Origin of the sequence: Moraxella catarrhalis (assembly GCF_001656295.1) — a bacterium.
GTDB classification, from domain to species: domain Bacteria; phylum Pseudomonadota; class Gammaproteobacteria; order Pseudomonadales; family Moraxellaceae; genus Moraxella; species Moraxella veridica.
In genome coordinates this window covers 1-12,707 of the sequence record NZ_LXHE01000025.1, presented here as the reverse complement: position 1 = coordinate 12,707, position 12,707 = coordinate 1, and the positions used below count along the sequence as shown (strand labels likewise).

Below are 12,707 nucleotides of genomic sequence, written 5' to 3'. Positions count from 1 at the left end.
AATAGAATACCCTAGCGCCAAATATTCGTTTGAAAGCCTAAACCAAACTTGCCAAAATAAACCATCATTACAACAGGAAGTTTATTATGGCAAATACTGAACATCTAACTGACGGGATGGGAATCATCCATCCTATTACTCTAACCCACGGAAAGAATGCGCGCGTTTGGGATGTGAATGGTAAGGAATATATTGACTTTTTTGGTGGTATTGGTGTGCTTAATTTTGGGCATTGTCACCCCAAGATAATTGATGCTATCACCATACAAGCCAAAAAACTTACCCATGCCGCTTTCAATGCCACTTATCATAATACTTATACCGATTATATTAAAAAACTTATCGATTCTATACCCATCGATGACGAACTATCTGTCATGCTCACAAATTGTGGAGCTGAAGCCGTCGAAAATGCCCTAAAAATTGTTAGACAAAAAACTGGTAAAGCAGGTGTGATTGCTTTTGATGGAGGCTTTCATGGTCGAACTCTAAGTACTGTTAATTTAAATGGTAAGGTCGCACCATACAAATCAGGGCTTGGACTGCTAAACAGCGGTGTGTACCATATCCCTTTTGCCAGTCCTGACACAGGATTAAATGCACAGACTGCAATTGATGCTTTAGAAAGGCTGATTAATGTTGAAGTTGACATCGCTAACATAGGCGCCATAATTGTTGAGCCGGTTCAAGGCGAAGGGGGCTTTTCTGTCATAGATAAAAACTTTGCCAAATATCTACGTGAGTTCTGCAATCAAAATGACATTATATTGATTTTTGATGAGATTCAAGCAGGATTTGGGCGCACGGGCTTGCCATTTGCATTTATGCAGCTTGGCGTTGAGCCTGATATTATACTACTTGCCAAGAGTATAGCAGGAGGCTTACCGCTTGGCGCTGTCGTTGGTCGCAATCGTTTAATGACAGGCTTAATCAAGGGTAGTCTTGGCGGCACTTATTCGGGCAATCCTATCGCATGTGCAGCAGCCACAGCAGTACTTGAGATAATGGAAGAAGATAAAATTTGGGCAAATAGTAAGCTATATATCGATACGCTTGAGCACACTGTTACTACTTGGCAAAAAGAGGGTGTAAGCGAGTGGTTATCAGGCTTGACAGGCATTGGTGCAATGCGTGGCATTATGCTTAAACATCCTGTACGCGGTACTAATCCAAAAGTTATGGACTATGTGCTGACCAGCGCTCGTAATCAAGGCTTATTACTCATGCCGAGCGGCAAATATCGCCATATCATCCGCTTGCTACCACCCTTGACCATTGAGGCGGATACTTTAACAGAAGGACTAAAAATTTTAAGAGAGGTATTGGGATCAATCCCAAATGATTTATAAGATACTTTTACCAATAGAGCCAAAGTCTATCAACAACAGTCCAATGAAAAGGAAGAAATATGATTCAATTTGTCCCAAAAACCGTTATTCGCCATAATTTTAGCCAAGCGATGTCTAAGATGTATCAAACAGAGGTGCCGCTTTATAAAGAGCTGATAGATTTAGTTGCTGATATCAATAGTGATACATTAGAAAAGGACGATGAATTAAAACGCCAGCTGACCAACACAGGCGAGCTTGAACGCATTAACCTTGAGCGCCATGGTGCGATCCGTTTAGGTTTACCAAGTGAGCTTACGACTATGCGTCGTTTGTTTGCTGTCATGGATATGCATCCTGTTGGCTACTACGATCTTTCGTCTGCAGGTGTTCCTGTGCACTCGACTGCGTTTCGAGCTATCAACAGCGCCGAGTTACAAGCGAGTCCATTTCGGGTTTTTTGCTCACTATTGCGTCTAGAGCTAATCAAAGATGATAAGCTTCGCCAAATCGCATTAGAGATATTACAGAATCGCCAAATTTTCAGTGATGGCGTACTTTTCTTAATTGAAAAATCTGAGAAAGAAGGGGGATTAAGCTCCGATGATGCGGACTTATTTGTCACTGAGGCGATTAAAACTTTTAAGTGGCATAAAACCTCACCGATTTCTAAGGCGTTTTATGACAAATTATTATCTCAGCATCGCTTGATTGCTGATGTAGTAGGTTTCTATGGGCCGCACATCAACCATTTAACCCCACGTACCTTAGATATTGACGCAGTACAGGATGAAATGGGCTCCCGCGGGATTACTGCCAAAGAGATTATTGAGGGTCCGCCACGACGCAAATGCCCTATTTTACTCCGCCAGACAAGCTTTAAGGCACTTAATGAAGCTATTATTTTCACAGGCGATGGGCGAGAAGAAGGATACCACACTGCGCGTTTTGGTGAGATCGAGCAGCGCGGCATTGCTTTGACACCAAAAGGCCGTTCTTTATATGATAAGCTTTTGAACAAAGCGCGTGCAAGCCTTAAGTTCGCACCAGAAAAAGACCCAAACGCATATTACCAAGCGCTTACGGAAACCTTCACCGCTTTTCCTGATGAATATCAGGCGCTATACAATGATGGCTTAGCGTACTTTTATTATCAGTTAAATGATCATTTTTCAGATAAAGATACCAGTGATAAATCGGTACAAAGCCTGCTAGATAACGATATATTAAGACTTGAGCCGATTGTATATGAAGACTTTTTGCCTGTATCAGCAGCGGGAATTTTTCAGTCAAATCTAGGTGAGGATACCAACCCAGGCTATGAAGGCAAATCTAACCAAGATAGCTTTGAGCAAGACTTAGGTATAAAAGTTTATGACGAATGCGATCTGTATCAAGCGATGATGGATAAGTCACTTGAGGAATGTTTAGCAAAGTTAGGTTAAATTATTAATTTATAATGAAATTTTAACTTAAAATTTAAAACTAAACCGCAAGCTGAATCACTACCCCAATTTAAGAAAATTATTTTCAAAGATTCAGTTTGTCTTTATTTTAATTTATAAATTCGGTTAACAATACAGGGAGTTATATGCAATTTTATAATACGGATCAGACCATTAAGGCTCTACCTGCGGAACAGCTTATTGCCGCAATCGAGCATTTATTCATACAAGGTTGCGACGTACCCTTACGTCACAATCATGCCATCCAAAATGGGAATAATGAAGAGGTTGGAAGATTTTTAATCATGCCGGCTTGGCAACCAGGAAGGCGTCTTGGTCTCAAAACTGTTTCCATTTTTCCTAACAATAACCAACAAGGCTTGGCAGGGCTTCATTCAGTTTATATATTATACGATGCCAATACAGGTGTGCCAATTGCTATCTTTGATGGTAATACCATCACATCCAGAAGAACTGCGGCAGCCTCGGCTTTGGCGGCTCGATTCTTAAGTCGACCAGATAGTCATCGCTTGCTTGTAGTAGGCGCAGGACAGGTTGGAAGACTACTTCCTGAAATGTACAAAGCAGTTCGTCCAATTGAAGAGGTCAGTATTTTTAATCCCACACTTGTTAATGCTGAGATGCTCGCCGACAAGCTGACCCAAGATGGCTTTAAAGTGCAGATAGTGAAAGATCTCAAGGCCGCTGTTAGTCAAGCGGATATTATTAGCTGTGCAACTCTATCAACAAAGCCACTTATAATGAGGGATTGGCTGCAACCTGGTCAACACTTAGATTTAATAGGTAGTTTTAGCCCAGAGATGCGTGAAACAGATGGTAAATGCTTTGCAGATACCAGTGTTTTCATGGATACCGAAGAAGCCCTAATGAAAGCTGGTGATATTTTATCTGCGATTAAAGAGGGTTATTTTGATCAAAATAAAAACCTCGGCACACTTTACAACCTTTGCCGCTCACAATGCCAAGGCAGAACTAGCAAAAACGAAATCACTGTATTTAAATCTGTTGGAACAGGCTTGGAGGATCTAGCGGCAGCAAACTTAGCCTACGATAATTTAAACCAATGATGGTGAGATCAACAAGGAGTTCTCATGGAACAAGTTGAAAATAGAAAAACTTCTTATAAAGTGCTTGCAGCAAGCTTGATAGGTAGTGCTATTGAATGGTTTGATTACTTCTTATACGGAACGGTAGCAGCATTGATTTTTAACCAACTATACTTTCCTACTGAAGATCCGACCGTTGGAACCATGTTGGCATTTATGTCCTTTGGATTATCATTTTTTATCAGGCCATTTGGCGGTATTTTTTTTAGTCATATCGGCGATAAGATTGGTCGCAAAAAAACTTTAGTTCTTACGCTGACCCTAATGGGCGGTGCAACAGTATTAATGGGATTGCTGCCAACATATCAAGCCATTGGCATTGCTGCTCCAATTTTAATGGTACTATTGCGCTTAATTCAAGGATTAGGTATCGGCGGCGAGTGGGGCGGAGCAATGCTACTTGCGGTAGAATATGCCCCTAAAGAAAAGCGCGGCCTATTTGGTGCCGTACCTCAAATGGGTGTAACACTTGGCATGCTGCTTGCCACACTCGCCCTTACAATAATGACCATGTTACCTGAAGAAGATTTTATATCCTGGGGATGGCGGGTTCCATTTATTGGTAGTGCCCTGTTGGTGCTACTAGGTTTATGGATCCGCAAAGGTATTGACGAAACACCAGCCTTTAAGAAAAATCAGGAAGAAGGTAAAGTGGTAGCCATACCCCTTATTGAAACCTTGCGAACGCACAAAAAGGAAGTATTGATTGCCATCGGTGCAAAATGCGTAGAGACAGGTCCATTTTATATAATGTTTACTTTTATTATGTACTATGCTACACAAGTTTTAACTTTTGAGCGTAGTCAAGTTTTAAATGCAGTTACCATTGCAACGCTAATTACTACTTTTCTTATTCCTATAGCAGGTTCGTTATCAGATAAATTGGGTAGAAAAACTGTTTATATTGGCGGCGTTGTATTAATGATGATTTATGCCTTCCCTTATTTCTGGATGCTTAATACAGGGTCAGTGTTTTGGTTAAATATTGCCACTATTGTTGGCTTGGGGATTATCTGGACTCCAATTACTGCCGTGCTGGGTACAATGTTTTCTGAAATCTTCAAAAGCAATGTTCGCTACACTGGTATTACCTTGGGTTACCAAATTGGAGCAGCTATTGCTGGTGGAACAGCTCCCATGGTAGCATTATGGTTATTAAATACATTTGATTTATCTTATACACCTATTGCAATTTACATTATTTGCATGGGTCTGGTCTCAATTACAGCTGTATGGGCAGCTGGTGAGCACGCAGGCAAGGAGATGATTGATTAAATAATAAGACACCCAAATAAAACAACCTCCAAGAAGACTTGGAGGTTGTTTTATTTAACTTTAGCATCCATGAATTTTTATATAATTTCAGAATCACGAAGTTTTTCACTTTGATCCACAACTTTGGCACCTACCAAATCTCCGGTAACATTACCACAAGTAAAAATCATATCGACAAGAACATTGATTCCTGCGGTCAAAGCCACAATCTCAAGTGGTAGACCCGCTTGAGCAAAGACAATCGACATGCCAATGAGTCCTGTACCCGGAACACCTGCTGTGCCAACAGCCGCCAATGTTCCAATCAGAACGATGGTTGCGAGCTCTGTTATGCCAAGGTGAATACCCATAATTTCGGATGCAAAAATTACCGCTACACCAAAGCGCACCGCCGTACCATCCATATTGATAGTTGCACCAATTGGCAAGGTTAATTTTGCAACACGCTCACTAATTCCTGCTTTTTCAGCAGCCCGCATACTAATCGGTAAAGTACTAAGACTGCTTGATGTAGCAAATGCAGTAAAAATGGCATCTTTGATATTTTTATAAAACTCAATGACTTTAACCTTAAATAATTTTAGAATCAACGGGTATATTACCGTCAACATTACAATCACACCAAGATAAGATGTACCAATAAACTTACCCAAGGCAATAACCATATCCATACCTTGCGTACCAAAAGTGTTGGCAGTAATCCCAAAGACGCCAATCGGCGCATATTGCAAAATACCATTTAATACCTTAGCAACTGCCTCATTGCCAGCATCTGCGATATTCAATAACAATTTACCCATATTTTGCTCTCGTTCGCTTTCAGCATGTTGCATAAGCAAAATTGCTAATCCAAACACAATAGAGACAAATACTACTGCCAAGATATCACCTGACGACATAGCATTGATGATATTGTTTGGCACCATATTCAGGATAACATCAATAAATGCAGGCTTATTAGGTGTTTCAATTGTGGCGTCCATCGGCAGGTTTAGCCCAACCCCTGGATTGGTTAATTTACCGAAGAAAATTCCCACAACAACCGCAATTGCCATAGAAATCAGATAAAATGGGAAAATTTTGAAACCAATCCTTCCAAGCTCTTTTGGGCTGGAATGATTGACTGCCACAATTAATGATAAAACCACTAGAGGCACCACTATCATTCTTAACAGATTTAAAAACAATGCTCCGAGAGGCTTAAATATTATACTATCCGCTCCTAGAATTACGCCTGCAAGAATACCCAGGCAAAGCCTGCGGTCATTTTGGTCAAAGGACAAATTAGTATACCAACGCCAAATACTACTAAATAATAATATAACAATTCCTTATGTTAAGTTAAGGATTGATAAGGCAACTCACCCCAAAAGCGGTCACCAATTCATAGATTAATACAGTTTACTCAAAAAACTCAAGTAGATCATTATAGAGTTGGCCGAAAAATTTTCATGATCTTATGACTGATTTTTACATGACAATTATCGCAATCACTTTGTGCATTCCATCAAGGAATGGCACCAAGAAATTTCAGCGATTGAACTTTATTATAAAACAAGCTAATTTATAAATACCTATCCAACTAGACTTAAAAGGAGTTTTCATGTCATTAGCTGATCAGACGCAAGCCTTGCTTGCCAAAATGGGCGTATCGCTTGATACCATTAAAGGAGACTTTAATGTACATAGCCCCATCGATGGTAGTCAAATTGCGAGTATCGGTCTGAATAGCACAGATAATGCCGCCAAGATTATCTCTGATGCTAAATCTGCCTTTACTGCATGGCGCAAAATCCCTGCACCAAAGCGTGGTGAGCTTGTACGCCTCCTTGGTGAGGTTTTGCGAGAACATAAGGATGACCTAGGTTCTCTAGTGTCTATCGAGGTCGGTAAAATCACTGCAGAAGGCCTAGGAGAGGTACAGGAAATGATCGATATATGTGACTTTGCGGTCGGCTTGTCACGTCAGCTATATGGTCTCACGATTGCATCAGAGCGCCCAAGTCATCATATGCGGGAAACTTGGCATCCGCTTGGCGTGATTGGTGTAATTTCAGCATTTAATTTCCCTGTGGCAGTATGGTCTTGGAATGCAGCTCTTGCGTGGGTTTGCGGTAACTCAGTCGTATGGAAACCATCCGAAAAAACCCCATTAACTGCCCTTGCCTGCCAAGCCCTATTTGAGAAAGCAGCCGTCAAATTTGCTCAAAGCACAGGGATAGCCGTGCCATCAGGTCTGTCATCGCTACTGATAGGCGAAGCCGACGTGGGCAATGCCCTGGTAGAAAATCATAATATATCTTTAGTGAGCGCCACAGGTAGTACACGAATGGGTCGAACTGTCGCTCCCAAAGTTGCTGAGCGCTTTGGTAAGTGCTTGCTTGAACTTGGTGGTAATAATGCAATGATCGTCACACCAAGCGCCGATCTAGAACTTGCTGTCCGTGCGATATTATTCTCAGCGGTTGGTACAGCAGGTCAACGCTGCACAACCCTACGTCGCCTGTTTATTCATAATAGTATCAAAGATAATGTGGTTGAGCGTGTCAAAAAATCTTATGCAAGCATCAGCATCGGCAACCCAATGAAGGGTAATTTGGTCGGCCCATTGATTGATAAGGAAAGTTTCAATAATATGCAAAAGTCCATTGCCAATGCCATCTCTGAAGGTGGTGTAGTTACTGGCGGAGAGCGCGTATTGATAGATACATACCCTGATGCCTACTATGTCCAACCTGCGATCATTGAAATGCCAAATCAAACCGACGCAGTCAAAAATGAAACCTTTGCACCTATTCTATATGTAATGGGTTATGACGATTTCAAAGAAGTTATTGAACTACAAAACAATGTGCCACAAGGTTTATCATCATGCATCTTTAGTGACAGTGTTAGGGAAACAGAATTTTTCTTAAGTGATGAAGGCAGTGATTGTGGTATTGCCAATGTTAATATCGGCACGAGCGGCGCCGAGATAGGTGGTGCATTTGGTGGTGAAAAAGAAACAGGGGGCGGTCGTGAGTCAGGCTCAGATGCTTGGAAAAACTACATGCGCCGTCAAACGAATACCATTAATTATTCATTAGATCTGCCACTGGCACAGGGCATTTCATTTGATTGATAGATCAATTACATCTTTAAGTCAATTTTAGAAGTGAAGTAATGAAATAACCGGGCATAAGTCTTATTAGTTTATGCCAAGGCTATTTTATTCACAAATAGATTTTGCATGAATACAAATAGCCATATACAAGGAGTGTATTTTATGGCACGCACACAACCTATTGAGCCTTCTGGCAATTTTTTACTAGACATTGCCCCTTTATTGTTCACTATCGTTATTATGATGGTGCAGTTCTTCGGATTTGATGATTTTACCCCTCACATTCCTTTAGTCTGTGGTCTTGTGATCACAGGATTATTTGTCCGCTTTCGTAAAAAGAAATGGATTGGTATGGAAAATCACTTTTATAAGGTGATTCGAGTGGGTCTGCCCGCGATTATTCTATTTATTACCATTGGCATGTTAATTGCTGCATGGATTATTTCTGGAGCAGTGGCAACAGTTCTATATTATGGTTTTGCAGTTTTTACACCTGCAACTTTTTTAGTGGCTAGCTGCATTCTGTGCTCTATTTTGTCTTTAGCAACAGGAACTTCTTGGGGTACGGTCGGTACAGTGGGTTTAGCATTAATGGGCATTGGTCACGGGCTTGGAATTCCTGATGCATGGACAGCAGGAGCAATCATTTCAGGGGCATTTTTTGGCGACAAAATGTCACCTTTGTCTGAAACCACTAACTTGACACCTGCGGTGGTTGGTGTAGATTTATGGGATCATATCAAAGGCATGATCCCAACGACTTTGCCTGCAATGACAGTTTCATTGCTAGTGTATGCCTACGTAGGTATTAGTTACCAAGATCAAGTGGCAGATTTTGCTGACATCCAGCTTATGCGAGAGACTTTAGCAGCCAACTATACCATTAGCTTATTTACTTTATTGCCAGGCCTTGTGGTAATTATTTCGGCATTGATGCGTATGCCTGCCTTGCCGACAGTTTTAGGTGGCATTATTGTAGCATGCTTGATGGCGATAATTTTTCAAGGCACTGGTGTTAAAGAATTGTTCAATGTTCTACAAAACGGCGTGATTAGTCAAACCGGAGTTGAGATTGTTGATAAACTGCTTTCCAAAGGAGGTGTGATGAGCATGACTTGGGTGGTGATACTAACATTGCTTGCATTAAGCTTTGTAGGAGCATTGGAATACTATGGTACATTAAATGCCATTTTACAAAAAATCAATAGCTTTGTGCGGACTCGCTTTGGTCTTGTTGGAGCAAGTTATGCTAGCACCATAAGTATCGGCACGATCATTGGTGATGTCTATACCAGCCTTGTCTTACCAGGGCGACTTTTGAAAGATAAATATACACAAATGGGGTACAAGAGAACTACCCTGACTAGATCCATCGAAGATTGTGGCACATTATTATCACCCTTAATTCCATGGAATATGGGCGGTGGCTTTGTAGCAGCGACACTTGGAGTAGCGACAATTTTATATGCGCCTTATGCAATTGCATGTTGGTTATCACCTATTTTTGGGATTATTTGGCTAATCTTAGATAAATTTATTCCACGAGAGGAATCGACTAATATCGCCACCACGGCTGAGGAAGACTCTATTGCGGCACTTTAAGTGATATACCTTATCAAAAAGCATGCTAGATTTTGACGTACTTTTTGAAATAAAAATTAAGGAAAATAATATTATGAGTCAGATTCCTGAGAAATGCTTATGGCAAATCACTACCTCTAAAACCGAACACTATCCTAAACTTGATAGAGAGGTAAGAGTCGATGTATGCGTTATTGGAGGTGGTTTTACTGGCTTGTCAGCAGCGTTGCATTTGGCAGAATATGGCAAATCAGTATGCGTGCTAGAATGTCAAGAAATTGGTTCAGGCGGCTCTGGGCGCAATGTCGGCTTTGTCAATGCAGGGACATGGGCACCGCCTGATGATCTGAATATGTATTTGGGTGAAAAGGTAGGCGAAAAATTGACCTATGTTTTGGGACTGGCTCCCAAACTGGTTTTTGATCTTATTGACAAACATCAGATCAATGCTGGCGATACGCGCACAGGCAACCTACATATGGCACATAATGCTGCAGCAGAAGCGGATATTGACAGCCGTTACTCTCAATTAACTCGACGCGGCGCAAATGTAGAAATTATCACAGGTTCAAAATGCCACGAATATACAGGTACAACACGCATTAATAAAGCCTTGCTTGACAAACGCGCAGGCACGATCAATCCTTTTGCATATGTCATTGGTTTATCAAGGGCGGCAGCACAATTAGGCGTAAAGATTTTTGAAAATACCAAGGTGAATGAACTTATCAAAGATGGTGATAAATGGTGCGTAAAAAGTGAAAATGGGCAAGTTTTAGCTAATAAAGTCATCATCACTACTAACGCCTATACCGAGGGCGAATGGACGGATATCCAAAAAAGCTTTTATCCTGTGTATTATTATCAAATTGCCAGTAAACCTTTGGAAAATGAGATTGCTAATCGTATTTTACCTTATAAAAATGGCTCGTGGGATACGCGTATGGCATTATCTAGCATCCGTAGAGATAATGAAGGCCGGATATTATTTGGAACAGTTGGGGGTCGCGAATTTAAACCCGCCAATTTTTATCTCTCATGGGCAAAGCATGTGCAAGAACACTACTTCCCTGATTTAAACAAGCTTGACTGGCAATGTCAATGGTTTGGAAAATTTGGCTTTACCCCGGATCATATAATGCGAGTATTCACGCCACAAGATGGAATTATTGCTGCGACAGCATACAATGGGCGTGGTATTACCACAGGAACAATGATGGGTAAGGCATTTGCCGATTTTCTTGTGCGTGACAATCCTGATGTGCTACCCCTACCGTTTGTCGATTACGCTAAAAATAAACTTTCTTTGCGTACCCTACGGACTGTCGGTACCGAGATAGGTTTGACACTTTATCATGCAGGGCAATGCCTAAAAATTATAAGTTAATTATATAAAATTTGTTTATCAGATAGATTATGATTCAAACAATCACACTCTAAATTTGGGTATATGTCATGATTATAAAGACTTTTCTAACTGCTTTAAGTACTACTATCCCAAGCCTTGACATCAAAACCGATACCGAATCTACGCAGCACTGGGGACGCGATTGGACAGTACACTTTAGCACCGATTGCCAGGCGGTGCTATTTCCAAAGAGTACCGAAGAGGTGGCAACCATTGTCCGATTGGCTAATGAGCATGGCACGCCCCTGGTCCCTAGCGGTGGTCGCACAGGTCTGTCGGCTGCGGCGGTGGCATCAAAAGGTGAAGTGGTGGTTAGTTTTGATAAGATGAATCACATTGGGCAGTTTTATGATGCCGATCGTATGGTAGAAGTCGAAGCAGGTGTCGTGACCAAGGCTTTGCAAGAGTTTGCCGCAAGTAAAGATCTGTACTATGCGGTGGATTTTGCGTCATCTGGCTCAAGTCAAATTGGCGGCAATATTGGCACCAATGCTGGCGGCATCAAAGTCATTCGCTATGGCATGACGCGCAATCAAATTTTGGGCTTGACCGTCGTCACTGGCAAGGGTGATATTTTAGAATTAAACGGCGGTATGCTTAAAAACGCCACAGGCTATGATCTTCGCCATCTGTTCATCGGTGCCGAAGGGACGCTCGGCTTTGTCACCAAAGCTTTGATCAAGCTTGAAAAACAGCCAGTAAACTTGACCGCCATGGTGCTGGGCGTGCCTGAGTTTAATAGCGTTGTGGCGCTGCTGGATCGTTTTGGGAAGGCGCTGAGCTTAACCGCTTTTGAATTTTTTGATCAAATTGCCGTTGATAAAGTCATCGCAGCAGGTCACACCAAAGCACCTTTTGACAGCCAAGCACCCTTTTATGTATTGCTAGAATTTGAAGCGATGACAGAAGAAGTGCTGGATTTGGCGATGAGCGTATTTGAGCAATGCGCCGAAGATGGCTTGATCATTGATGGCGTGATGAGCCAAAGTGTCGGTCAGCTTCAGGAGCTTTGGAAATTGCGTGAAAGCATTTCTGAAACCATTTCAGTGTTCACCCCTTATAAAAATGATGTGTCAGTACTGATCAGCCATTTGGCAAACTTCATCAGTGATATCGAACAGATCGTCAAAGACAATTATCCAGATTTTGAGATCTGCTGGTTTGGACACATTGGTGATGGGAATCTGCATTTAAATATCCTAAAGCCTGCCAATTTAAGCAAAGATGAGTTCTTTGAAAAATGTCAAACGGTCAATACCTATGTGTTTGATACCGTCAAAAAATACAAAGGTTCCATCTCGGCTGAACATGGTGTGGGCATGACCAAAAAACCTTATCTGACCTACACACGCACCCAGACTGAGATTGACTATATGAAAGCCATCAAAGCCGTCTTTGACCCCAATGGCATCATCAATCCTGGGAAGATTTTTGATTGAG

The 12,707-nt window shown here is 41.5% G+C and carries 9 protein-coding genes; 8 read left to right on the top strand and 1 reads right to left on the bottom strand.

Annotated features, from left to right (window positions below; genetic code table 11):
* Positions 1-86: 86 nt before the first annotated feature.
* From AO382_RS09775 to AO382_RS09760, 4 genes are all read left to right on the top strand, one after another.
* Positions 87-1,349, top strand: a complete 1,263-nt coding sequence (locus tag AO382_RS09775) for an aspartate aminotransferase family protein (protein ID WP_064620703.1) — start codon at positions 87-89, stop codon at positions 1,347-1,349.
* Positions 1,350-1,408: 59 nt separating this feature from the next.
* Positions 1,409-2,773 carry a VOC family protein gene (locus AO382_RS09770; RefSeq protein WP_064620700.1) on the top strand — a complete coding sequence of 455 codons (1,365 nt, stop codon included), beginning with the start codon at positions 1,409-1,411 and terminating at the stop codon, positions 2,771-2,773.
* 146 nt (positions 2,774-2,919) lie between these two features.
* The gene (locus AO382_RS09765; protein ID WP_064611309.1) at positions 2,920-3,861 is read left to right on the top strand and encodes an ornithine cyclodeaminase family protein; all 942 of its coding nucleotides are present in this window, start codon (positions 2,920-2,922) and stop codon (positions 3,859-3,861) included.
* Between the two features lie 24 nt (positions 3,862-3,885).
* Entirely contained in the window at positions 3,886-5,175 is a 1,290-nt protein-coding gene (locus AO382_RS09760) for an MFS transporter (RefSeq protein WP_064620697.1), read from the top strand.
* A 77-nt stretch (positions 5,176-5,252) separates the two neighbouring features.
* Here the strand turns inward: AO382_RS09760 and AO382_RS09755 are convergent, their stop codons facing one another.
* Positions 5,253-6,458: a dicarboxylate/amino acid:cation symporter gene (locus AO382_RS09755; protein ID WP_227513682.1), complete on the bottom strand. Its 1,206-nt coding sequence runs from the start codon at positions 6,456-6,458 to the stop codon at positions 5,253-5,255.
* A gap of 320 nt (positions 6,459-6,778) precedes the next feature.
* Here AO382_RS09755 and AO382_RS09750 point away from each other — a divergent pair, with 320 nt between their 5' ends.
* From AO382_RS09750 to AO382_RS09735, 4 genes are all read left to right on the top strand, one after another.
* Positions 6,779-8,296, top strand: a complete 1,518-nt coding sequence (locus AO382_RS09750; RefSeq protein WP_081261409.1) for an aldehyde dehydrogenase family protein — start codon at positions 6,779-6,781, stop codon at positions 8,294-8,296.
* A 144-nt stretch (positions 8,297-8,440) separates the two neighbouring features.
* Entirely contained in the window at positions 8,441-9,880 is a 1,440-nt protein-coding gene (gene nhaC, locus AO382_RS09745; protein WP_064620691.1) for a Na+/H+ antiporter NhaC, read from the top strand.
* A 73-nt stretch (positions 9,881-9,953) separates the two neighbouring features.
* Positions 9,954-11,246 carry an NAD(P)/FAD-dependent oxidoreductase gene (locus AO382_RS09740; protein ID WP_064620688.1) on the top strand — a complete coding sequence of 431 codons (1,293 nt, stop codon included), beginning with the start codon at positions 9,954-9,956 and terminating at the stop codon, positions 11,244-11,246.
* A 68-nt stretch (positions 11,247-11,314) separates the two neighbouring features.
* Positions 11,315-12,706, top strand: coding sequence for an FAD-binding oxidoreductase (locus AO382_RS09735; protein ID WP_064620685.1), 1,392 nt, complete (start codon positions 11,315-11,317; stop codon positions 12,704-12,706).
* Position 12,707 lies beyond the last annotated feature (1 nt).